Source organism: Stappia sp., assembly GCF_048268045.1.
Classification (GTDB): Bacteria; Pseudomonadota; Alphaproteobacteria; order Rhizobiales; family Stappiaceae; genus Stappia.
Map to the genome: position 1 here is coordinate 190,036 of NZ_JBLWWG010000005.1, position 21,555 is coordinate 211,590.

The window sequence follows — 21,555 nt, forward strand, 5'->3', positions numbered from 1 at the left end:
AATGGGAGGTGCATGGATGTCCGCGCAGGTTGGCAAGCTCACTGGATCGGTCGCTTTCATCGGTCTTGGCCGGATGGGTCTGCCAATGGCCGCAAACCTGGTCGCCGCCGGGTTCGACGTCACCGGATACGATCGTTCGGAAGCGGCGCGGGCAAGCTTTGCGGCAAAGGGCGGCAAGGTGGCCGACAGCGCCAGGGCCGCTGCTGCCGGCAAGGCCATCGTCATCACGATGCTGCCGACCTCGGCCATCGTCGCCTCCTGCCTGATCGGCGATGAGCAGGCGCTCGCCGATGTCGCGCCGGGCGCGCTTGTCATCGACATGAGTTCCTCCGTTCCCGGCGATACGCTGAAACTCGCCGAGGTGCTCGAAGCGCGTGGGCTTTCCCTTGTCGACGCGCCCGTCTCCGGCGGCGTGAGCAAGGCTGTCGACGGCACTCTGGCCATCATGGCCGGCGGCGATGCTGTCGACCGGGCCATGCCCTGCCTCGAGGCGATGGGGGCTCGGGTCTTTCGCGCCGGCAAGCTCGGCGCGGGCCATGTGATCAAGGTACTGAACAACTATGTCTCCGCCGCCGGCGCGCTCGCCGCTGCGGAAGCCCTGATCGTCGGGCGGGACTTCGGCCTGGATCAGGACGTCATCACGGACATTCTCAACGCCTCCACCGGCCGCAACAACACCACCGAGAACAAGGTGAAGAGGTTCATCCTGTCGGGGGCCTTCAATTCCGGCTTCGATATGTCGTTGATGTCGAAGGACATCGGCATTGCGGCGGGACTTGCGCGGGACATGGGCCTGCAGATGGGCCTCCTGTCCCTGACTTCGCAGGAGTGGAACGCCGCAACGGAGGCGCTGGACAACGGTGCCGATCACACCGAAATCTACCGCTACGTCGATGCGATTTCCCACCGTGGCTGAGCTCTTCGATATCCTTGTCGGGCGTCTTGCCGGGATCTCGGGCGATGCCGAGCTCGAGCGGCTTTCATCGGGTCTGGATTGCACGCTTGCAATCCGTTGCGGCCCGGATCGCGCGGTTGTCGTCATTCGCGATTGTCGCTTCGGTCTCGCCGATCCGCAGGCACCTGCGGGTCTGGAGCTTGTGCTTGATCCCGACGTGCTTCGACGGATGGTGGAAACGCCGCCGCCGCCGCGCCATCAAGGGTTCACGGCGTTGCAGATCGCCAATCCGGCTGTCGCGACCAGCGGGGACGCGCTTTTGCTCGCCCAGGCGCGCGCCGCGCTGGAACGCGTCTTCGAACTCGCGCTCGCAGCCCCGGAAAAAGCCGCGCCGGTGCGTTCCCGCAGCCTCACAGGGGTCGCTGGGCGCTATCTGACGCTCGAATGTGCCGAGGGGCCGCTCGAGATCTATACGGATATTTCCGGCAAGCCGGGCGCCACGCCGCTGGTGTTCCTGCATACGGCCGGGGCGGATGCGCGCCAGTTTCAGGCCCAGCTTGCCGATACGGCGCTTGGGGCCGGCTATGAGCTTCATGCCCCCGACATGCCGTTTCACGGAAGGTCGCTTCCGCCGCTCGATTGGGACGGCGCGCCCTACCGGTTGACCGCCGCACGCTATCTCGACTGGGTGAAGGCCTATCTGGCGCAGGTCGTCGGTCGGCCGGCGATCCTTGCCGGGTGTTCCATGGGAGCGGCAGTGACGCTGCTTTGCGCCGCGCGCGCGCCGGAGTTGCTGTGCGCGGCGCTGCCAATCGAGCCGCCGTTTCGCGCCACCGGCCGGATCAACCGCGGGCAGAACGATGTCGCGGTTCATGCCGGTCTTCACAATGGCGCCTTTGTGCGCGGCTTGATGGCGCCGACTTCGCCGGAAGGCTACCGCCGCCGCGCTGGCTGGATCTACTCCCAGGCCGCGCCGGGCATCTATCAGGCGGATCTGGCGTTCTATTCGCTCGAGTTCGATGGCGCCGAGGTTGCCCCGGCCATCGATGCGCGACGGCTTCCCGTGGTTCTTCTATCGGGCGCCTACGACTATTCCGCGACGCCCGAAGATGGCGCGCGGCTCTGTGCACTGATGCCGGGTGCCCGGCAGATCGTCATGCCCGATCTCGGGCATTTCCCGATGAGCGAGCACCCCGATCTTTTCGCCAGCTACCTGGATGAAGCTCTGACGTTGCTGGCTGCCGGCCCCATCGACACACCCCTACCTGAGAGAAACTGAAGGAAATTGAGATGAGCACGACGACCAAGCGCCCTGACGGCACGCCGGCTGGCGAGAAATTCGACGCCGGCCTCAAGACCCGCCGCGAGGTGCTGGGGGAGGATTACGTCAACGCCTCCGTCAACAAGGCGACCGACTTCAACTGGCCGATGCAGCAGCTCGTGACCGAATACTGCTGGGACGAGGTCTGGAACCGCCCCGGCCTCGGACGCCGCGAGCGCTCGATCCTCAACCTCGGCATGATCTCGGCTCTCGGCCGCAGCCACGAACTGCGCCTGCACGTGCGCGGCGCGATCAACAACGGTCTCACCAAGGATGAGATCCGCGAGATCATGTTGCAGATCGCCATCTACTGCGGCGTGCCGGCCGGCATCGACAGTTTCCGTACCGCCCAGGACGTCTTCGACGAAATGGGAATCTGATTTGCGCAACGCCCGGCGCGACAGTCCGGGCAACCTATCTTGGGAGGAGACGAGATGACCAAGGACAAGTCGAAATCAGGATTCCGCCTGTCGCGCCGGCAGGTTTTGGCCGCCGGTGCCGCAACGGCCGTGGCCATGCCGTTCTATGCGCGCCGAGGGTTTGCTGCCGACACGATCAACGTCGGCGTGATTCAGCCGCTGTCGGGAGCCAATGCCCAGTTCGGCATCAACTCGCGCAATGGCATCCAGCTTGTGGCCGACGAGATCAACGCCGCCGGCGGCATCAAGTCGCTGGGCGGAGCGCAGATCAATCTGATCGTCTCCGACGCCACGTCGAACCCGACGCAGGCCGCCACGGTGGCGCAGAGAATGATGTCTCAGGACGGCGTCTGCGCCGTGCTCGGTGCGTTCGCCTCGTCGCTGACGCTGGCGATCTCCGAGGTCACCGAAAGGCGCGGCGTGCCGCTGCTGACCATGTCGTTCTCGGATCAGGTGACCGGCCGCGGCTTCCACAACATCTTCCAGGTGGTGTCCAAGGCCTCGCAGCTGGGCGACGCAACGATCACCCACACGCTGGACCTCGCCCAAAAGGCCGGTGATAAGATCACCAAGATCGCGATCATGTACGAGGACACGGCCTACGGCACGTCACAGGCCAAGGGATTGCGCAACTCGGCGGCGGCGCATGGCGTCGAGGTGGTGATGGACGAGGCCTATCCGCTCGGCATCACCGACGTCTCGCCGCTGATCAACCAGCTGCGCCGGACCGAGGCCCAGGCGGTGTTCCCGGTCTCCTATCTCAACGACAGCCTCCTGATCATCCGCAACATGCGGCAGCAGGGCATCAACCTGCCGACCATTGGCGGCGCGGCGGGCTACATCATCCCGGACTTCCGCAACGGTCTCGGCGAACTGGCGGACGACGTCCTGTCGATCTCGCCTGCCGCCTACGATCAGGCGCCGGAATACACCGACCGGTTCCGCGAGCGCTTCGGCTACTTCATGGTCCACGAGGCACAGGAACACGCGGCCTGCATGGGCGTTCTTGCCTCGGCCCTCGAGAAGTCGGCCTCGACCGACCCGCGCAAGATCCGCGATGTGATCGCCTCGGAGACCTTCGACGAGGGCTGGGCCACGGTGATGTCGGGCGGAAAGATCAAGTTCGACGAGACCGGCCTCAACATCCACGCCGTGCCGATGATGGTGCAGTGGCGTGGCAACGAGCTCGTCACCGTCGCGCCGGCCGAATACGCCAAGGCCGAGGCTGTCTGGCACAGCCTCTGATCCCGACCATCTGCGCCCCGCGCGAGCGGGTATCCAGGCTGCCGGGGAGGGGGCACCCTTCCCGGCGAACCTCGTGAGGGGATAATGGAACAATTGATCATCCTGCTACAGACATTGCTGGACGGGATCATGATCGGCGGCGTCTACGCGGTGCTGGCGATCGGTCTCAGCCTCGTTTTCGGCGTGATGCACATCGTGAACTTCGCCCACGCTGAATTCATGATGGTCGGCATGTTCATCGGTTGGCTTTGCTGGCACTTCCTTGGCATTGATCCGCTGCTCGGCGCCTTTATCGCGCTGGCGGTCACCTTCGCCTTCGGAATGCTGGTGCAGCGCGTCTTGATCCGCCCGGTTCTCGGCGCCCCGCAGGTCGCGCAGATCTTCCTGACCGTGGGAATGATGTTCGCGATGGAAAACGCCGCGCTCATGATCATGGGCGCGGAATACCGCTCGGTTACCACGGCCTATCAGACCCAGTCGCTCACGCTGTTTTCCTACGGCGGCGAGCGCGTGCTGGTCGGCATGGACAAGCTCTATGCCTTTCTGATGGCACTGCTGTCGGGCGGGTCGGTTTGGCTTTTCCTCAACAAGACACGCTTCGGCACCGCGATGCGCGCCACCTCACAGGACCCGATGGCGGCCAAGCTGATGGGGGTGAACACCGACCTGATGTATGCCGTCGCCTTTGGTCTGGGCGTTGGTACCACCGCTTTCGGCGGTTCGGTCGTTCTGCCCTATATCACCGCCTCGCCGTCCGTCGGCTCTGGCTATGCGGTGCTGATGTTCACCGTCGTGGTGCTTGGCGGGCTGGGGTCGGTCACCGGCGCGATCATCGGCGGCATCGCCGTGGGCGTCATCCAGTCCTTCTCGGCATTGTTCATGCCGATCCAGTTGCAGAACCTGGCGCTGTTCACCGTCTTCATCCTCGTGCTTGCACTGCGGCCGGAAGGCATCGTTGCCCGGAGGCGCTCATGACACGCACGAATACCCTTTCCCTGGCCGCGCTTGCAGCGGTTGTCCTGATCCTCATCGTCATGCCGCTGTCGATGGACCCCTTTGGCTACACGCTGCGTATTCTCTGCCTGATGCTGCTGTTCTGTGCCATGGGGCAGGCCTGGAACATTGTCGGCGGGCTGGCAAACCAGATCTCGCTGGGGCACGCGGCCTATTTCGGCATCGGTGCCTACAGTTCCACCATCCTGTTCAGCTCCTTCGGTGTGTCGCCGATCCTTGGCTCCCTTGTCGGCATGGTGCTCGCGGCACTGTTCGCCCTGGTTCTTTCGTTGCCGACGCTTCGGCTGAAGGGCCACTATTTCGCGCTGGCCACGCTTGCGGCCGGCGAGGTCGCCCGGGTCGTCGCCAACTCCTGGACCAGCCTGACCGGAGGGCCGGTTGGCATCTCGGTTCCCTACCGGCCGGACGCCGGCATCTGGGCGCTCCAGTTCCAGACCGTGTTGCCGAACTACTATCTGTTCCTCGGGGCGATGCTGCTGGTCTCACTTGTGTTCTGGCTGGTCCAGACATCCGCGTTCGGCTACCGCCTGCGGGCGATCAAGGAAAACGAGGTCGCCGCCGAGGTGATCGGCGTCAACACCTACCGGGTGAAGCTCTACGCCTCGATCCTTTCGGCCATCCTGACGGCGATGCTGGGCACGCTCTATGCGCAGTTCCAGTTCTTCTTCGACCCGGACACGATCTTCGGGGTTGCGACGATATCGGTGAAAATGGCGCTGATCGTCATCCTGGGCGGCGCCGGGCGGCTTTACGGCCCATGGGTTGGGGCGTTCGTGATCATCCCGCTTGAGGAGATGGCGAATTCCTATCTGGGAGCCTCCGTGGCGGGCCTGTCGCAATTCGCCTATGGCGTGCTGCTGATCGTCGTCATCCTTCTCAACCCGCATGGCCTGATCGCGATGATCGAGTCCCTGCGAGACCGGTTTGTCAGGAGGAGCCGGGCATGAGCGAATATCTTCTTGAAGTCAGGAATGTCACCCGGCGCTTCGGCGGGCTGGTGGCCAATTCCGACGTGAGCTTCTCTGTGTCGCCGGGCGAGATCATCGGCCTGATCGGTCCCAATGGCGCTGGCAAGACGACGCTCTTCAACGTGCTGGTCGGCATCTACCCGCCGAGCTCCGGCGAGGTGATCTTCGACGGACAGAGCATCGGCGGGTTGAAGCCGCACCGGGTGGCCAAGGCCGGCCTGACCAAGACATTCCAGAACGTCGCGCTTTTCGCGGAATCGACCGTTCTGGACAATGTGGTTACCGGCGGTCTCGTAAACCGCAGCCTGTCGGATGCGCGCGCCTTCGCCGCCGAAACCCTGGAAAGGGTCGGCATCGGCGCGATCTCGGACAAGCGTGCCGGGGACCTGTCCTTCCCGGAGCGTGCCCGTGTCGAGGTTGCGCGCGCGCTGTGCACCTCGCCGAAACTCCTGCTGCTGGACGAGGTGATGGCAGCGCTGACGCCGGCGGAGATGGAGGAGATCATCGAGCTGGTTCGCGGCCTGCGTGACGAGGGGATGACCTTCATCGTCGTGGAACACCACATGAAGGCCGTGATGAAGCTTTGCGAACGCCTGATCGTGCTGAACTTCGGCGAGAAGATCGCCGACGGGACGCCCGAGGAGATCGCGAGCAACAAGAAGGTGCTCGATGCCTATCTCGGCGCCAATTTCTCGACTGAAGGGGAGGGGCACTGATGCCGGCGACTGTTCAAGGGCGGGAGATCCTGCTGGAGGTGAGCGGGTTGACCGCCGGCTACGGCGCGCAACCGGTGCTTCACGGGGTGTCGCTCGAGGTGGCGCGCAACGAGTTCGTCGCCGTGATCGGGGCGAACACCGCCGGCAAGAGCACGCTTCTGCGCGCAATCTCCGGACTGCTGCCGCAATGCAGCGGCCGGATCGCCTTCGAGGGAGAGGACCTGACCAGGCTCAAGGCGCATGAGATCGCGGGTCTCGGCATCGCCCATGTGCCGGAGGGGCGTCATGTCTTCGCCGACATGACGGTCGAGGAAAACCTCAAGATGGGGGCCTATTCGCACGCGAATCCGGCCTTTGCCCATCACGCGCTGGAACGTGTCTACGAGCTCTTTCCGCGGTTGAAGGAGCGACGCGCGCAATATGCCGGCTCCATGTCGGGAGGCGAACAGCAGATGGTGGCCGTCGGCCGCGGCATGATGCTTGAGCCGAAACTTCTGATCCTCGACGAGCCGAGCCTCGGGCTTGCGCCGCTGGTCGTGGAGGAAATGCACCAGAGGTTCCTCGACATTCACCGCTCGGGCGTTACCGTATTGCTGGTGGAGCAGAACGTTTCGCTGGCGCTGCACAGTGCCGAGCGGGCCTATGTCATGGCCTCCGGCGCGATCGAGATCGAGGGCGCGGCGCGCGAGTTGCTCAACGACGACCGGATCCGGCGGGCCTATCTGGGCATCTGAGGCCGGATCGCAAGCAACAGGACTGAAACAGCAATGAGGGACGGTATGTCGACCAATCCGCTGCGTCTGAAGGATGCGAGCCTGCTGGAAACGCGCGCCTACGTGAACGGCGCATGGGTTGCCGGGGAGCGGAGCTTTCCGGTTCACAACCCGGCCTCCGGCGATCTGGTTGCCGAGGTCACCGACCTGAACCCCGGCGACGCCGCCCGTGCCATCGACGCGGCCCACGCCGCACAGCCCGGCTGGGCCGCCCGCACCGGCAAGGAACGGGCCGCTGTCCTGCGTCGCTGGTTCGACCTGATGGTGGAAAACGCCGACGATCTGGCGACCATCCTGACTGCCGAGATGGGCAAGCCCTGGCCCGAGGCGCGCGGCGAGATCCTCTACGGGGCCTCGTTCATCGAGTGGTTTTCCGAGGAGGCCAAGCGGATCTACGGCGAGACGATCCCCGGGCATCAGCCCGACAAACGTATCGTCGTTATCCGCCAACCGGTGGGGGTGGTCGGTTCGATCACACCGTGGAATTTCCCCAATGCGATGATCGCCCGCAAGGTGGCTCCGGCGCTGGCGGTGGGGTGCTCCTTCGTTGCCCGTCCGGCCGAACTGACGCCGCTTTCCGCGCTCGCGATGGCGGTTCTGGCCGAGCGCGCGGGCGTTCCCGCTGGCATCTTCAACGTCATCCCGTCATCGGATTCCGCCGCTATCGGCGCCGAGCTTTGCGCCAATCCGAAGGTGTCAAAGATCACCTTCACCGGCTCGACCCGCGTCGGCAAGATCCTGATGCGGCAGTGCGCGGACACGGTGAAGAAGATGTCGCTGGAGCTGGGAGGCAACGCGCCCTTCATAGTCTTCGACGATGCAGATATCGATGCGGCGGTCGAGGGCGCGGTGATCGCCAAGTACCGCAATGGCGGTCAGACCTGCGTTTGCGCCAATCGCATCTATGTCCAGTCTGGCGTCTACGATCAGTTTGCGGAGAAGCTTGCCGCGAAGGTGCGCGAACTGAAACTCGGCAATGGCCTTGAAGACGGTGTAAATCTGGGGCCGCTGATCAGCGAGGCTGCGCTTGCCAAGGTCGAGGATCATGTCGCCGACGCCCTGGCCAAGGGCGCGCAGGTTCTGGAGGGCGGCAGCCGTTCGAACCTTGGCGGCACCTTCTACCGCCCGACCGTGCTGGGCGGCGTCACCAGCGACATGAAGGTGGCGCGCGAGGAAACCTTTGGCCCGGTCGCCCCGCTGTTCCGCTTCGAAGACGAGGCGGAGGCGATCGCCCTGGCCAACGACACCGAGTTCGGCCTGGCATCTTACTTCTACAGCAAGGACCTGGGACGGGTCTGGCGTGTCGCCGAGGCACTCGAGTCCGGGATGGTCGGGATCAACACCGGCCTCATCTCGACCGAGGTCGCGCCGTTCGGCGGCATCAAGCAGTCAGGCCTCGGGCGCGAAGGGTCGCGGCATGGTGCCGAGGATTACCTCGAGATGAAGTACCTGTGCATGGGGATCGACTGAGCACCTCTCACCGGGCGGCTCAAGCCGCCCGGTGAGGCATCCTGCGGTGGCGGGGCTGCTCAGGCGATCAGCACCGTCGCTCCGCTCGTGCCGCCGGTCTCGAGCTGGCGATGAGCCTCGGCCGCATCCTTCAGGGCAAAGACCTGCTGGACATTCGGGCGCAGAATGCCGCTGGCGACAGCGTCGAACAGATGCGAGGAAATCGCCTCCAGCTCCGCCCGTGTCGCGGTGTAGGCGCCGAGCACGGGGCGGGTGACGTAGAGCGAGCCCTTTGCGGCCAGCGTCGCGATGTTGACGGGTGCGACCGCGCCCGTGGTGTTGCCGAAGCTGACCATCGTCCCGCGACGCCTCAGACAGTCGAGGGAGGTATCCCAGGTATCCTTGCCGACTGAATCGTACACGACCGACACGCCGTCGCCATTGGTGATCTCGCGGACCCGCTCGGCGACGTTCTCGCTCTTGTAATTGATCGTGTGGGTGCAGCCGTTCCGCTTCGCCAGAGCGGCTTTCTCCTCGGAGCTGACGGTGCCGATCGCAATCGCACCGATGCTCTTGAGCCACTGGCAGGCAAGAAGCCCGACGCCCCCGGCGGCGGCATGGAAAAGCACCGCGTCTCCCGTCTGAACCCTGAAGCATCGGTGCAGAAGAAACTCGGCGGTCATCCCCTTCAGAAGGACGCCGGCCGCATCCTTGTCGGAGATCGCGTGGGGCACCTTGAGCAGGATGGCGGCCGGCACGACGCGTTTTTCGGCATAGGCTCCCGCCGGCCCGCCGGCATAGGCGACGCGGTCGCCGACCGCGAAGTTGGTGACGCCAGGACCAATGGCCTCGACGACGCCGGCGGCTTCCGAGCCCAGTCCGCCCGGCAAGGGGATCGGATACAGGCCTGTGCGGTGATAGATGTCGATGAAGTTGACGCCGATGGCCGTTTGCCTCAGCAGGACTTCTCCGTCGCCGGGCGCGCCGGGATCGACGTTTTCCCAGCTCAGGACATCAGCGCTGCCGGTTCGTGCGAGGCGGATCGCTCTCGTCATTGCTATCTCTCTTTCGTGCTTCTTGAGGGGTAAGGCGGCCCGCGCGTGTCAGACTTCGCCTGCGGCGGCGATCGCCTTCAGGTGCTGGCGGAATCCGTAGGAGGGGGTCGCCTGCCGTTTGGCCAGATACTCGGCGAACCGTGTCTGGCTGCGGTAGCTGAGGCCTTCGCGCATTGCCTTGAGCTGGGTGGCCTCGACATCCCGGTATGTCATCGCCGCCCGGATTACGTCCTCGAGCTTGTCCTCGGCGATGAAAAGCGCGCCATTGGCGTCAGCGATGACAAAGTCGCTGCGGGTGACGTCATTGCGTCCGAATGTGGCGCGCGACAGCGCGTCGCCGGGGCGAGGTGCGGAACGCTGCGGACCGGTGGGAAGCGCCCCGAGGCTGAAGACCGGAAAGCCGATCTCTGCAAGCTCCTTGCTGTCGCGGTGACATCCCCACACGACGAAGCCGGTCGCGCCCGCGGCTTCTGCCTCAAGCAGGACGATGTCGCCGATGCAGGCTTCGTCGAGGCGCCCGCCATTGTCGATGACGACGACGTCGCCCGCCGTCATCTGCTCGAACGCCTCGAAGAAGATATCTATGCTGCCAAGGTGCTGAACCGGGAGAGCGCGGCCAAAGCAACGCATGCCCTCGACCAGAGGCCGCGTCCCCGCGGGCGCGATGCGGATCGGGTTTCCGGTGACAAGACATCCATCTGCCAGATGCGGGGTGGTCAGGTTCGCCAGTTCATCCAGTAGCGTTCTGTCCAAGATCGTTCCTCCCTGATGAGCTCCGGCGGGCAATTCTGTGCCGCCTTGCGGAGGCCCCCATGCCGGGCATCGGTTGTGTCGAACGGCTCCTGTCTAGACAGTCGAGTGGAATTGGAATAACGAATAATATGGATATTTCGCATTCGAAATGATGAAGTGATGATCTGTAATTTCGATATGGAAGCCCTGCGCACGATGGTTGAAGGTGTCGAGCAGGGCAGCTTCACCCGCGCCGCCTCGAGATTGGGCCGGTCCCAGTCGGCGATCAGCATGCAATTGAAAAAGCTGGAAGAGCGCGCCGGCGTGCCGCTTTTCGTGCGCAAGGGCAGGGGACTGGTGCCGACAGAGGCGGGCGAGGTGCTGCTGACTTTCGCGCGCAAGATCATCGCTTTGAACGACGAAGCGGCTTTGTCCCTTGGTGTCATCCAGGCCGAGGCCAGTGTGAAGCTTGGCCTGCCGCAGGATTTCTTCGAGGACATTTTGCCGGACACCATCACGGCATTCGAGGATCGCCTCGAGAATGTGCATGTCGAGGTGCGGGCGGGGCGCAATTTTCTCCTGGAGGAGGAAGTCAACGCCGGACGCCTCGACGCGGCCATCGCCTTTTTCCCGCAAGGCTCCCATGCGCACGGGGACCTGATCGCGACGCTTCCGACCTTCTGGGTGGGCGGCGACGGTTGCCGCGTTCGTCCCGGCAAGGACAGGCTTCCACTGGTGCTCTTCGATCACCCGTGCCTGTTCAGGTCGACGGCCCTGAAAGCCCTTGAGGATGGCAATCTGAACTGGCGCGTGGTTCTGACGACGCCCAGTCTTCCTGGCATCTGGGCGGCGGTGCGCGCGGGAAAGGGCATTTCGCTGCGGACACGCCACGGGATACCCGAGGGGGTGAGCGTTCTGCGAAACGACACCGGCTTTCCCAAGCCGCCGCCGGTGGAGGTGCGCCTGCTCACGGCGGCGGACATGTCCGCGTCGGGAAGGAAACTGGGCGAGATCCTGCGTGAGGTCGCGGCGTCGCACCTGGCGCCGCTTGCCCTGTCTTCGTGGATGGACTGACCGGCAAGGAGTTCCCTCCAGGCGGCGCTTGGGATATTCAGGTCGCGTTCTTGCCTGCCTGCGCGGGCGCGGGCGGCGACATGCGGGACACGAACGGGACTGCCAGAGCATCATGGAACGATCTGAAAAGACCAAGACAACAAGCCAGCTCCGTGCGCGTCGGGTTACCGTGGCGCCCATGATGGAATGGACCGACCGGTTCTGCCGCGCCTTTCACCGGAGTCTGAGCCGCGACACGCTGCTCTACACCGAAATGGTTGCCTCCGCCGCGGTGATCCACGGGGATCGCGAGCGGCTTCTCGGGTTCCGCGACCTTGAGCATCCGCTGGCCTGTCAGCTTGGCGGTTCCGATCCCGTGGAACTGGCCGAGGCCGCGCGCATCGTCGAGGATTTTGGCTACGACGAGGTCAACATCAACGTCGGCTGCCCCTCCGACCGGGTGCAGTCGGGGCGTTTCGGAGCGTGCCTGATGCGCGAACCGGGGCTTGTCGGAGAGTGCGTCGCGGCGATGAAGGATGCTGTTTCCATCCCCGTGACCGTGAAGTGCCGCATCGGCGTGGACGACCAGGACCCGGAGCCGGCGCTCGACGCCGTGGCCGATGCGGTCGTGGCGGCGGATGTCGACGCGCTTTGGGTTCACGCCCGAAAGGCCTGGCTGAAGGGGCTTTCGCCCAAGGAAAACCGCGATATTCCGCCGCTTGACTACGACCGGGTCTACAGACTCAAGCAGCGGTTGCCGGACCTCTTCATCGGCATCAACGGCGGCATAACCGATCTCGATGAGGCGGAGACGCATCTCGCCCGGGTCGATGGCGTGATGCTCGGCCGTGCCGCTTACCATGACCCCTGGGTGCTGGCGCGCGCCGACACTCGGTTTCTCGGCGCGCAAGATGATCCGGCCGCTGACCGTTTCGCCGCGGTGGAAGCCTTCCGCCCCTTTCTTCACGAGGAATTGTCGAAGGGCGTGCGCGCCAACCAGGTGATGCGCCATATGCTCGGACTGTTCCACGGCATGCCCGGCGCGCGGGCCTGGCGGCGGCGGCTCACGGTCGATGCGGTGAAGCCTGGAGCCGGCATGGAGGTGCTCGATGCGGCGCTGCGGGAGATCGCCTGCGTGGATGTCGAGACCTCGGACAGGCTGGACAAATCCGCTCCGCTGGGTCAGACAAGCGCAACGAGGGCCGCCGCGCGGTAGCTCGCCGCCCGCTTCTCCCGGTTCCTTCTGACCGCTCATCCCTTGGCGAGCCATTCGGGGGCATTCATGGATTTGTCGTCAATCAATGGCGAGGTGATCGGCCTCGTCTTCGCGCTTGTTGCGTCCGGAGCGGTGGCGGGTCTTCTCGCCGGTGTGTTCGGCATCGGGGGCGGGGCCGTGCTTGTGCCCGTCCTGTTCCAGTTCCTCACCTGGTTGGGTGTCGATGAATCCGTGCGCATGCACGTCTCCGTTGCCACGTCGCTGGGTATCATCGTTCCGACGTCTATCCGCTCCTTCATGGCGCACAAGAAGCGCGGCGCGGCTGATCTCGAACTGCTCAAGAGCTGGATCATCCCGGTTCCCGCCGGTGCGCTGGTTGCCAGCCTGGTTGCAGCGCATGTGTCTGGCGACGGGCTCAAGGGCATCTTCGCCGGCATTGCCGTCGTCGTCGGTCTCAGGATGCTTCTGAACCGCGACAGCTGGAAGCTCGGCAACGATATTCCCGGCAATCCGGTCCGCGCCATCTGCGGGATGCTGATCGGTTTCTTTTCCACGCTGATGGGAATTGGCGGCGGCGTCATGAACAACACCTTCATGACGCTCTTCGGCCGACCGATCCACCAGGCCGTTGCGACATCCTCCGGCACGGGCGTTCTGATCTCCATCCCGGGCGTTCTGGGCATGATCTGGGCCGGCTGGGGGCACCCTGATCTGCCGAACTTCTCGCTTGGCTACGTCAATCTGCTCGGCGTCGCGCTGATCATTCCGATCACCACCTTTGCTGCGCCTTTCGGCGTGAAGATCGCCCACGCGCTGCCCAAGCGCGCGCTGGAAATCTTCTTCGGCGTGTTCCTGCTCTCCGTGGCAGCACGCTTCGGCTGGAGCCTCTGGGGCGGCTGAACCACCTCCCGGCGCGCCATCGCATCGTTAAAACGCCCCGTCCATCGACGGGGCGTTTTTCGTTTCCGCGTGCGCTGTGGCGAGGCAGCCTCAGGGTTGGAGAATGAGCCTGTCGCCCTCGACCCGCCAGCTCTTCAGCCGATCAAGGACGCTCATGCCGAGCAGGCTTGTGTCCAGCGCCCCGTCGCGGGCGACGAAGGCGCGCAGGTTTCCCAGGTGCAGCGTATCGATCGTCAGATCCTGGACCCGCACCGAGGCGACCATGGTCATCCCGTTGGCTGTCGAGACCGGCGTCGTATAGGTCAGCGCATCGGGATCTATCCCCGCAGCTCGCGCGTCCTGCGCCGTCAGCGTCATGGCCGAAGCGCCGGTATCGAAGAGGAAGTCCACCGGCGCGCCGTTGACGCTGGCGCGGATGCGATAATGGCTCGACCGGTCGCGGATCACCGTGATCGTGCCTTTTTCTGTGTCGGCGATGGGATGGCCGGGAAGCAGCGTTCCAACAATCCTGCGCCCAACGACTTCAAGCTCGCCGCGATAGGCGTATCCGCCAACGAGCAGGAAACCGAGGGAAAGCCATATCACGATGTTCTTCAGCAGATCCGGCACGGCCGGTGGGGCGGCAAGCATGCCTCCGGCGACGACGATCAGGATCGCGACCAGCGAGACGATGCGCGGTGCCTTGTCCGAGGCCCATGTCTCGGCACCCGGCATGGAGTTGCCGGCGAAAAAGGCGATCACCGCGCCGATCATGGCGACGAGTAGGAGGCCGAGCACCAGGGTGCCGACAATCTGTCCACGTCTCATGCCGGTTGCTCCGGAATAAGCCGGCGGCGGGCGGGCAGGGCGGCCAGGACCTTGGCGCGTGTGGCCGCGCTCATGCCGCTCCACCCGGCAATCTCATCGAGATCGCGCAGGCATCCGATGCAAAATCCGCTGTTGTCATCGATGCGGCAGATATCGACGCAGGGGCTTTCTGTGGAAGCGGTCATGGGCTCCGTTTCGTCGCTTGTTCCCTCAGACCCGCTTCATGTGGGGCGGTCGTGCTAGCGCGACAAGGCAGTGAGCGGCGCGGTCAGGATCTTGAGCGGGAATGTTACCGCGGCCTTCGCGGTGTCGCCGATCGTGTTGTTGAAGGTGTCGACACCCGTTCGCGATCCCTGCGAGTTGCTTTCGATACGCAGCGAGCGGAGTGCCTGCTGGAGCTCGGGCGCCGCCTGGGCGAGTTGGGTGTATTTGCCGTGATTTGCTGAATCTCCGGCCTTCACCTGTGTCAGGTCAACGATGACCGCGCCGAGCCGGGCGAGCTCTTCCTCGTCCTCATAGGCGCCAAGCCGACCCTTGCCCCCGGCGAGGTAGTTGGACGCCCGCAGCGCCCGGTCGTCCTTGGACACGAGGATGACGAACGGCTTGTCCGGCTTGCCGACACGTTTCATCTGCGCCTTGAAGACCTCGACATCGACATCCGGCGCGGCCATCGCGATAAGGCCCATCTTTGCTGCGGGCAACGGTCGCCCGGAGATGCGGATCTGCCGCATCGTTTCCGTCAGCACCCAGTTCCCCATGGAGTGGGCCAGCACGTTGACCTTTTCCGCCTTGGAAGCGGTGAGCGTGCGCAGCGTTTTCTCCAGTGCATCGCGGGCGATGGTGGCGCTGTTGGTGTCATAGAGATAGTCCGACACACGGCCGGCCGACGCCCATGTGAAGAGCACCGGCACCTGCGGCAGGCCGGAATCGTGGCGAAGCTGAACGATACGGTAAAGCGCTTCCGGATAGGTCGTGTTGAAGCCGTGAACGAAGACGAAGACCTCTCGCTTGCCTTTGGGAAGCTGCATGACCTGGCGGTTGACCTCCGCAAGGAAGGCGGCATCGCTCAGAAAGCGGCTGGAGCGCAGGGTGAAATCCGTTCTCGGATCTCCAGGCGGGATCGAGGCCCATTCGATCTCGCCGGGCTTGTGCGTCGGCGGAACGGAAACGGTGGCCATCGCATGATCAAGCACATCGGCGCGCTGGCCGTTGTAGATTGTGTAGGGCGTTTCGGCACGCTCGCGCGTAGTCGCCACAAGCACGGTGTGGTCGGTCGCGCCGTCGAGCGGCTTGTCGGATACCTTCAGCATGCCGACACCCGGGCGCACCGCGCAGGCCGCGAGGAGGAGAAGCGTTGCGACCAGCGCCGTCGCCCTGCCGAGGCGGCGACAGCCGATCCGCGCAGTTTCCCGAAATTCCCCGACTGGAGCTGCGCCCATGCGCTCTTCCTCTCGATTACCGCACTTTGCGGCTTTCCTTAGCACAAGCTGGCCAGCCACGACACGCAAGAGGTTCGCGTGCTTAACCAAATGCTGCAAGCGCGAAGAGCGCCGCCAGGCCGCACAGTTGCTGGGTCGCGCCGAGCACGTCCCCGGTCTGGCCGCCGATGCGGGATGTTGCGAGCCGGGCGACGCCCAGCCCTGTAACGATTGCCGCGCCCATCGCCGTTGCCGTGGCTGTCAGGGAAAACAGCGGTGCAAGCGCCAGCATCGCGGCAAGGCCGATCAGCGCGGCAACCGATGCCGCCTTGGCCGAAGGCATGCCGCAGGCCGCTGCAAGGCCGCCCGGGCGCGCAGGCGGCAGCCGCGACCACAGCACCACCAGCGCCGAGCGGGAGCCGGCCTCGATGGCGAGGAGCGCCGCTGCCGCCGCCGGCCCGCCGTGGCGGTCGAGGAGCGCGGCGAGGAGGCTTGCCCGCGCCAGCACGGTGACGGCAAGCGCCAGCGCGCCAAAGGCGCCGATGCGGCTGTCCTTCATGATTTCCAGGCGGCGCTCGGCGCTTGCCCCGCCGAAAAAGCCGTCGACGACGTCCGCCAGCCCGTCCTCGTGCAGGGCACCGGTGAGCGCCATTGTCAGCCCCAGCGCGGTGAGCGCCACCGCAAGTGCCGGCAGCGACGTCTGGGCCAGAAGTGCCAAGGCGAGGGCGCCGGGAAGGGCTATGAAGAAGCCCGCCAGCGGCGCCACGGCGCCGGCGCGGCGGAAATCGGGGAGCGCGGCAGGGTCATCGAGAGCGTTCGCCGCCGGCACGGGAATGCGGGAGAAGAACCGCGTTACCCCGGCCGCGTCGGCGACGGTTTGCGCAAGGCCTCCGGCGGGGCTTCTGCTGGCCGTGTCCGGTGCTGTTTCCGGAGCCTGGTTCATTTTCCCGTCCCTGATGCTGTCGTCGGTCTTGCGAGGTTTGCGAGGCGAAGGCTCCCGGTTTATAGATCGACCCCCGCCTGTGGCCAATGCCTTGTGCGCCCACGCTGGCGCGCCCCATGTTGCGACCGGAGTTTCCCGAATGTCCATGTCCCCGTCCGCGCTTCCCTTCGACGACATCCGCAATCTGGTGCGCCAGATGCCCGGGCCGGACGAGGACGCCGTGGCCGAGGTTCGCGCGCGCGAGGTGCAGCTCACCAAGCCCGCCGGCTCTCTCGGACGTCTGGAGGAACTCGCCGAATGGGTGGCCGGGTGGAGCGGACACGGCCGCCCCCGTGTCGCACGCCCGGTGGTCGCGATCTTTGCCGCGAACCACGGCGTCGCCGACAAGGGGGTCTCGGCCTTTCCCGCCAGCGTGACGCGCCAGATGGTGGAAAACTTCTCGGCCGGTGGCGCGGCGATCAATCAGCTCTGCATCGCCCATGACCTGGGCCTCAAGGTGTTCGATCTGGCGCTCGATCTGCCGACGCCCGACATCACCGAGGAAGATGCGTTCGACGAGGCCAATTGCGCGGCGACCATGGCCTTCGGCATGGAGGCCGTCTCTGGCGGCACCGACCTTCTCTGCATCGGCGAGATGGGCATCGCCAACACAACGGTGGCGGCGGCGCTGCTTGCCGCGCTCCACGGCGGCGAGCCGGGCGACTGGGTTGGCCCGGGCACGGGCGTCGACGACGAGGGACTTGAGCGCAAGCGCGCCGCGGTCGCCGCCGCCGTTGCCCGCGTCAAGGGCACAAAGGATCCGCTCGAGGTGCTGCGGCGTGTCGGTGGACGCGAGATCGCCGCCATGGCTGGCGCGGTGCTCGCCGCGCGCCTTCAGCGCATTCCCGTGATCGTCGACGGCTATGTCGCCACCGCTGCCGTCGCCGTTCTTCATGCGATGGACCCGGAAGCACTCGATCATTGCCTCTTCGCCCATCTCTCCGCCGAGCCGGCGCATGGGCGCATTCTCCAGATCATGGGCAAGACACCGCTTCTCGACCTCGGCATGCGTCTTGGCGAGGGCACAGGCGCCGCGCTGGCCGCCGGCATCGTCAAGGCGGCTGTCGCCACCCATTCAGGCATGGCGACCTTCGCCGATGCTGGCGTGTCTGGAAAGGCCGACGCCTGAGCGAGACTGGTTATAGGCGGATGATTGGTGGGGCAGGGGCGGCTTGGCGGGGCGTTTTCCCTCGGTGCCCCGCTGGCGACGGGACACGCGGCTGAAACTCGACGTCGTGTTGAAGTCGCCGCTGGATCGAACTGATGGAGCGTCGGCTCTCAGGAGGCCTTGCGCAACAGGCGGGCCGAGGCGCGCCTGGCACGCGGCAGTCCGGCGTTGCCGCCCTCGTCCAGCGCGGGCATCGCTTCCAGCACGCGCGAGGCGGGGAAGGTGACAAGCGCTTCCGTGCCCTCGCGCAGGCGCGAGCGCAACTCGAACTTGCCGCCGTGCATCTGGATCAGGGCGTTGACGATGGGCAGGCCGAGGCCGGTTCCCGCTTCGGCGCTCTTGATGGCGATGGCACCCTGGCCGAAGGCCTGCATGACGATCGGGATTTCCTCTTCGGGAATGCCCGGGCCATTGTCGCGAACCGAGACATATTGTCCGCCGCCGGCCGTCCAGCCGGCCTTGATATGGACCTCGCCGCCGGTCGGGGTAAACTTCACCGCGTTGGAGACCAGGTTCAGAATCACCTGACGGATGGCGCGCTCGTCCGCCCAGAGTTTGGGCAGGCGCTCCTCCACCGTCTCGGAGATGGTGATGTTCTTCTTGCGGGCGCGGATCGACATCATTCCGCGGCACTCGGTCAGCAACTCCGAAAGCTGGATCGCCTCCTCGGAGAGCTCGTAGCGGCCGGCCTCGATGCGCGAAAGGTCGAGGATTTCGTTGATGAGGTTGAGCAGATGCTCGCCCGAGCTGTGGATGTCCCCGGCGTAGTCGCGATAGGTATCGTTCTCCATCGGCCCGAGCAACTGGCTCTTCATGACCTCGGAGAAGCCGAGGATGGCGTTGAGCGGCGTGCGCAATTCATGGCTCATGGTCGCCAGGAAACGCGACTTGGCGAGATTGGCTTCCTCGGCGCGGCGGCGGGCCTCGTCGGAGATTGCATTTGCCTGTTCCAGCTCGCTGATCAGATGGTCCTTCTCGGCACGGAAGGCGAGCATCGTCAACGTCGAGACGTGGAGCTGGTTGCCCAGCATGACGAAGAACCCCTGTGCGCCCATCGCCATGGCCATCATCGCGTAGTGGATCGCTGTCTGCTGGTTCAGGAAGGAAACGACGATGGCAATGGTGATCGGCAACGTGCCGGCGAGCAGCGCGCGCGGCAGGCTGGAGGACAGCATCGTCAGCATCGCGATGACGATCAGCATCGTCGCGAACTGGAAGATCTCGGAGCCGTCATGTCCCGGAGCGGCCGATTGGAGCAGGAAAAAGCCTGCCCAGGTCAACCCGTAGAGCAGATCGCCGATGACGAACTGACGCCGCCACACCGGGATCCGAACGCTGCCGGGGGCTTCGCGCTCGAAGCGGCGGCAGGCCATCATCAGCAGCGTGTGGGCGATGAGCGAGAAGGCGAGCCAGCCGACGATCATCGCCAGCGGCATCCACAGCAGCGATATGCCCGCCACGATGAGCGAGAACAGAGGCAGGGCGATTGCCGCGCTCAACCGGTTCTTGGTGAAGGTGAGGAGAAGCTCGTATTCGAAATTTGGCTGCACGCCGTCGACCGTCGACAACCGTTCGCGCACGGTTTTCACCGTCTTAGCGACGTCGCGTCGGCGTTGCGCCCGCTCGCTGTTGGAGGCGGTGCGCGCATCGCTGTCTCGTGTCTCCGCGCTTGCCATCTGATTCCCGGAGCAACTCTTGCCGGTCGTTTGACCCGACCGCTTGAACTTGCTCCATCATGCTCACCAACTCTTAATAAGCACCTCAGGGACGTGGTTAACGTTTTCTCATCGCGGGCTTGCAAATGCTGCAAAATGACAGGAACAGGAGCCATGGCAACGGCAGAGGACACCAACGCCGCGCGCGGAGTGCGCGATGAGGCGGACGCGGAAATCGAAAGGCTGGCTGTGGACATCGGCGCCTGCCGTGCCTGTGTCGAGGCGCCCTTGCGCTCGCCGTTGCCGCATGAGCCCCGCCCCGTCTGCGTGCTGTCGCCGACAGCGCGGATCGTCATCTGCGGACAGGCGCCAGGCACCCGCGTGCATGCCAGCGGGCGTCCCTTTACCGACCCGAGCGGAGACCGTTTGCGCGACTGGATGGGTATCGGGCCGGAGGTCTTTTACGATGCGGCGCGGATCGCCATTGTCCCGATGGGGTTCTGCTTTCCCGGCCTCGATGCCAAGGGCGGGGATCTTGCGCCGCGCCCGGAGTGCCGACGCCTATGGCATGACAAGGTATTCGCCGCCATGCCGCGGATCGAGCTCCGGCTGGTGATCGGCGGCTACGCGCAGGCCTATCACCTGGGTGCGCATCGGCATCGCACGCTCGGCGGTACCGTCGCCGACTGGCGGGCGATCCTGTCTGCAACGCGCGCCGAGGGGCGCGCGGCGCTCCCGCTGCCGCATCCGTCCTGGCGCAACAATGCCTGGTTGAAGCGTAATCCGTGGTTCGAGGCGGAGTGTCTGCCGGTGCTCAGGTCAGAGGTTGCGCGTCTTGTCGGATGAGGTCGCGCGCGCCCGCGCGCAAGCCGGCGCGCAGCGCATCGATCACGGCGCGCACAGGGGCAGCGTCCTTCATGTCGGAATGGACGACGATCCAGACGTCTCGCACCAGCGCGGTCTCATCCGGCCACACCCGTTGTAGCCGCTCATCCCCCTCGGCCAGGAACTCCGGCAGCACCGCGACCCCGCCGCCGGCCCGCGCCAGAGCGGCCTGTATCTCGATCTGGTCGGAGGCCAGGCCGATATCGCGTCCGGCCGCCTGCTTGGCAAGGATGGCCTGCTGCGGGGCTCCCGCCATCGGCCCGGCCGATCCGATGAAGCGCCACTCCTCCTCGCCGCCCGCCCGCAGATAGTCGGGGCTTGCGTAGAAGCGAAAGGGCATCTCGCCCAGCCTGGCGGTGGTGAGGTCGCCCGATTGCGGACGGCTGAGGCGGATGGCGATATCCGCCTCGCGCCGTTCCAGCGAAGCGGTGCGGGCTTCGCCAAGAAGCGTGATGCGGAGCTCGGGATGGCGGCCTCCAAGGTCCGCCAGGAGCGGCGCGAGCAGCGCCGCAGCGTAGGCTCCGGGAGCGCTGATCACCACCTCGCCACCGAGTTCCGATCGCGCGCCCCGTGCCAGCCGCGCCAGCGCCTCCTCGCCGGCCGCCATGCGTTCGGCTATCGCCGCCACGCGTTCGCCGTCCTGGGTCAGAAGCAGCCGTCGGCCCCGGCGGTCGACGAGCTTCAGTCCCAGCTTCATTTCCAGCGCCGCGATCCGGCGCGCGACGGTTGCGTGCTCGACCGCCAGAAGACGCGCCGCCCCCGACAGGCTGCCGCCGGACACGAAGGCGGCGAAATGGCGAAGGTCGTCCCAGTCCATATGTGAATTATCTCCCATTATATGAGAAAATATAGTGAATTTATAAATCATGCGCCATGGGCGAGTC

Annotated in this window: 22 protein-coding genes; 14 read left to right on the forward strand and 8 right to left on the reverse strand. The window is 65.3% G+C overall.

Going from position 1 to position 21,555, the window contains the following annotated elements; translation table 11 throughout:
• The first annotated feature begins 16 nt into the window (after nt 1-16).
• From ACN0WF_RS10195 to ACN0WF_RS10235, 9 genes are all read left to right on the forward strand, one after another.
• Nucleotides 17-916: an NAD(P)-dependent oxidoreductase gene (locus tag ACN0WF_RS10195; protein WP_417772711.1), complete on the forward strand. Its 900-nt coding sequence runs from the start codon at nt 17-19 to the stop codon at nt 914-916.
• Nucleotides 909-2,174, forward strand: a complete 1,266-nt coding sequence (locus ACN0WF_RS10200; RefSeq protein ID WP_417772712.1) for an alpha/beta fold hydrolase — start codon at nt 909-911, stop codon at nt 2,172-2,174. The genes ACN0WF_RS10195 and ACN0WF_RS10200 overlap by 8 nt, the downstream gene beginning before the upstream one ends.
• 11 nt (nt 2,175-2,185) lie before the next feature.
• Nucleotides 2,186-2,596 (forward strand): carboxymuconolactone decarboxylase family protein, encoded by a 411-nt coding sequence (locus tag ACN0WF_RS10205; RefSeq protein WP_417772713.1) that lies wholly within the window; start codon nt 2,186-2,188, stop codon nt 2,594-2,596.
• Between the two features lie 54 nt (nt 2,597-2,650).
• Nucleotides 2,651-3,880 carry an ABC transporter substrate-binding protein gene (locus ACN0WF_RS10210; RefSeq protein WP_417772714.1) on the forward strand — a complete coding sequence of 410 codons (1,230 nt, stop codon included), beginning with the start codon at nt 2,651-2,653 and terminating at the stop codon, nt 3,878-3,880.
• 84 nt (nt 3,881-3,964) lie between these two features.
• A complete protein-coding gene (locus ACN0WF_RS10215; RefSeq protein WP_417772715.1) occupies nt 3,965-4,855 on the forward strand; it encodes a branched-chain amino acid ABC transporter permease in 891 nt (296 codons plus the stop codon).
• Nucleotides 4,852-5,841, forward strand: coding sequence for a branched-chain amino acid ABC transporter permease (locus ACN0WF_RS10220; protein ID WP_417772716.1), 990 nt, complete (start codon nt 4,852-4,854; stop codon nt 5,839-5,841). Before ACN0WF_RS10215 ends, ACN0WF_RS10220 begins: the two co-directional genes overlap by 4 nt.
• On the forward strand, nt 5,838-6,578 hold the full coding sequence (locus tag ACN0WF_RS10225; RefSeq protein ID WP_417772717.1) for an ABC transporter ATP-binding protein: 741 nt from the start codon (nt 5,838-5,840) through the stop codon (nt 6,576-6,578). Before ACN0WF_RS10220 ends, ACN0WF_RS10225 begins: the two co-directional genes overlap by 4 nt.
• Nucleotides 6,579-6,607: 29 nt before the next feature.
• A complete protein-coding gene (locus tag ACN0WF_RS10230; protein ID WP_417772839.1) occupies nt 6,608-7,312 on the forward strand; it encodes an ABC transporter ATP-binding protein in 705 nt (234 codons plus the stop codon).
• A 33-nt stretch (nt 7,313-7,345) separates the two neighbouring features.
• Entirely contained in the window at nt 7,346-8,821 is a 1,476-nt protein-coding gene (locus ACN0WF_RS10235; RefSeq protein WP_417772718.1) for an NAD-dependent succinate-semialdehyde dehydrogenase, read from the forward strand.
• A 59-nt stretch (nt 8,822-8,880) separates the two neighbouring features.
• On the opposite strand, the gene ACN0WF_RS10240 is transcribed toward ACN0WF_RS10235, so the two are convergent.
• Entirely contained in the window at nt 8,881-9,855 is a 975-nt protein-coding gene (locus ACN0WF_RS10240) for a quinone oxidoreductase family protein (RefSeq protein WP_417772719.1), read from the reverse strand.
• Nucleotides 9,856-9,903: 48 nt separating this feature from the next.
• Nucleotides 9,904-10,608, reverse strand: coding sequence for an RraA family protein (locus ACN0WF_RS10245; RefSeq protein ID WP_417772720.1), 705 nt, complete (start codon nt 10,606-10,608; stop codon nt 9,904-9,906).
• Nucleotides 10,609-10,767: 159 nt separating this feature from the next.
• Between ACN0WF_RS10245 and ACN0WF_RS10250 the strand changes: the two genes are divergently transcribed.
• The 3 genes from ACN0WF_RS10250 (at nt 10,768) to ACN0WF_RS10260 (ending at nt 13,756) form a co-directional block, all read left to right on the forward strand.
• A complete protein-coding gene (locus ACN0WF_RS10250; protein ID WP_417772721.1) occupies nt 10,768-11,661 on the forward strand; it encodes a LysR family transcriptional regulator in 894 nt (297 codons plus the stop codon).
• A gap of 112 nt (nt 11,662-11,773) precedes the next feature.
• A complete protein-coding gene (dusA, locus tag ACN0WF_RS10255) occupies nt 11,774-12,856 on the forward strand; it encodes a tRNA dihydrouridine(20/20a) synthase DusA (protein ID WP_417772722.1) in 1,083 nt (360 codons plus the stop codon).
• Between the two features lie 66 nt (nt 12,857-12,922).
• The gene (locus ACN0WF_RS10260) at nt 12,923-13,756 is read left to right on the forward strand and encodes a sulfite exporter TauE/SafE family protein (protein WP_417772723.1); all 834 of its coding nucleotides are present in this window, start codon (nt 12,923-12,925) and stop codon (nt 13,754-13,756) included.
• Nucleotides 13,757-13,846: 90 nt separating this feature from the next.
• On the opposite strand, the gene ACN0WF_RS10265 is transcribed toward ACN0WF_RS10260, so the two are convergent.
• From ACN0WF_RS10265 to cobS, 4 genes are all read right to left on the reverse strand, one after another.
• Nucleotides 13,847-14,563, reverse strand: coding sequence for a retropepsin-like aspartic protease family protein (locus ACN0WF_RS10265; RefSeq protein ID WP_417772724.1), 717 nt, complete (start codon nt 14,561-14,563; stop codon nt 13,847-13,849).
• Entirely contained in the window at nt 14,560-14,748 is a 189-nt protein-coding gene (locus ACN0WF_RS10270; RefSeq protein WP_417772725.1) for a DUF1289 domain-containing protein, read from the reverse strand. The genes ACN0WF_RS10265 and ACN0WF_RS10270 overlap by 4 nt, the downstream gene beginning before the upstream one ends.
• A 54-nt stretch (nt 14,749-14,802) precedes the next feature.
• Nucleotides 14,803-16,002: an alpha/beta hydrolase gene (locus ACN0WF_RS10275; RefSeq protein WP_417772726.1), complete on the reverse strand. Its 1,200-nt coding sequence runs from the start codon at nt 16,000-16,002 to the stop codon at nt 14,803-14,805.
• Between the two features lie 82 nt (nt 16,003-16,084).
• Entirely contained in the window at nt 16,085-16,924 is an 840-nt protein-coding gene (gene cobS / locus ACN0WF_RS10280; RefSeq protein WP_417772727.1) for an adenosylcobinamide-GDP ribazoletransferase, read from the reverse strand.
• 139 nt (nt 16,925-17,063) lie between these two features.
• Between cobS and cobT the strand changes: the two genes are divergently transcribed.
• On the forward strand, nt 17,064-18,092 hold the full coding sequence (cobT, locus tag ACN0WF_RS10285; protein WP_417772728.1) for a nicotinate-nucleotide--dimethylbenzimidazole phosphoribosyltransferase: 1,029 nt from the start codon (nt 17,064-17,066) through the stop codon (nt 18,090-18,092).
• Between the two features lie 149 nt (nt 18,093-18,241).
• Here cobT and ACN0WF_RS10290 read toward each other — a convergent pair whose 3' ends face one another.
• The gene (locus ACN0WF_RS10290) at nt 18,242-19,807 is read right to left on the reverse strand and encodes a sensor histidine kinase (RefSeq protein WP_417772729.1); all 1,566 of its coding nucleotides are present in this window, start codon (nt 19,805-19,807) and stop codon (nt 18,242-18,244) included.
• Nucleotides 19,808-19,960: 153 nt separating this feature from the next.
• On the opposite strand from ACN0WF_RS10290, the gene ACN0WF_RS10295 reads away from it, so the two are divergent.
• The gene (locus ACN0WF_RS10295; protein ID WP_417772730.1) at nt 19,961-20,632 is read left to right on the forward strand and encodes a uracil-DNA glycosylase family protein; all 672 of its coding nucleotides are present in this window, start codon (nt 19,961-19,963) and stop codon (nt 20,630-20,632) included.
• On the opposite strand, the gene ACN0WF_RS10300 is transcribed toward ACN0WF_RS10295, so the two are convergent.
• Entirely contained in the window at nt 20,601-21,488 is an 888-nt protein-coding gene (locus tag ACN0WF_RS10300) for a LysR family transcriptional regulator (protein ID WP_417772731.1), read from the reverse strand. The genes ACN0WF_RS10295 and ACN0WF_RS10300 overlap by 32 nt on opposite strands.
• Nucleotides 21,489-21,555 lie beyond the last annotated feature (67 nt).

Coding starts and splice junctions, on each gene's coding strand:
- ACN0WF_RS10195 (WP_417772711.1), top strand. CDS start 17: ATGTCCGCGCAGGTTGGCAAGCTCACTGGATCGGTCGCTTTCATCGGT.
- ACN0WF_RS10205 (WP_417772713.1), top strand. CDS start 2,186: ATGAGCACGACGACCAAGCGCCCTGACGGCACGCCGGCTGGCGAGAAA.
- ACN0WF_RS10210 (WP_417772714.1), top strand. CDS start 2,651: ATGACCAAGGACAAGTCGAAATCAGGATTCCGCCTGTCGCGCCGGCAG.
- ACN0WF_RS10215 (WP_417772715.1), top strand. CDS start 3,965: ATGGAACAATTGATCATCCTGCTACAGACATTGCTGGACGGGATCATG.
- ACN0WF_RS10220 (WP_417772716.1), top strand. CDS start 4,852: ATGACACGCACGAATACCCTTTCCCTGGCCGCGCTTGCAGCGGTTGTC.
- ACN0WF_RS10225 (WP_417772717.1), top strand. CDS start 5,838: ATGAGCGAATATCTTCTTGAAGTCAGGAATGTCACCCGGCGCTTCGGC.
- ACN0WF_RS10235 (WP_417772718.1), top strand. CDS start 7,346: ATGAGGGACGGTATGTCGACCAATCCGCTGCGTCTGAAGGATGCGAGC.
- ACN0WF_RS10240 (WP_417772719.1), bottom strand. CDS start 9,855: ATGACGAGAGCGATCCGCCTCGCACGAACCGGCAGCGCTGATGTCCTG.
- ACN0WF_RS10250 (WP_417772721.1), top strand. CDS start 10,768: ATGATCTGTAATTTCGATATGGAAGCCCTGCGCACGATGGTTGAAGGT.
- dusA (WP_417772722.1), top strand. CDS start 11,774: ATGGAACGATCTGAAAAGACCAAGACAACAAGCCAGCTCCGTGCGCGT.
- ACN0WF_RS10260 (WP_417772723.1), top strand. CDS start 12,923: ATGGATTTGTCGTCAATCAATGGCGAGGTGATCGGCCTCGTCTTCGCG.
- ACN0WF_RS10265 (WP_417772724.1), bottom strand. CDS start 14,563: ATGAGACGTGGACAGATTGTCGGCACCCTGGTGCTCGGCCTCCTACTC.
- ACN0WF_RS10270 (WP_417772725.1), bottom strand. CDS start 14,748: ATGACCGCTTCCACAGAAAGCCCCTGCGTCGATATCTGCCGCATCGAT.
- ACN0WF_RS10275 (WP_417772726.1), bottom strand. CDS start 16,002: ATGGGCGCAGCTCCAGTCGGGGAATTTCGGGAAACTGCGCGGATCGGC.
- cobS (WP_417772727.1), bottom strand. CDS start 16,924: ATGAACCAGGCTCCGGAAACAGCACCGGACACGGCCAGCAGAAGCCCC.
- cobT (WP_417772728.1), top strand. CDS start 17,064: ATGTCCATGTCCCCGTCCGCGCTTCCCTTCGACGACATCCGCAATCTG.
- ACN0WF_RS10290 (WP_417772729.1), bottom strand. CDS start 19,807: ATGGCAAGCGCGGAGACACGAGACAGCGATGCGCGCACCGCCTCCAAC.
- ACN0WF_RS10295 (WP_417772730.1), top strand. CDS start 19,961: ATGGCAACGGCAGAGGACACCAACGCCGCGCGCGGAGTGCGCGATGAG.
- ACN0WF_RS10300 (WP_417772731.1), bottom strand. CDS start 21,488: ATGGACTGGGACGACCTTCGCCATTTCGCCGCCTTCGTGTCCGGCGGC.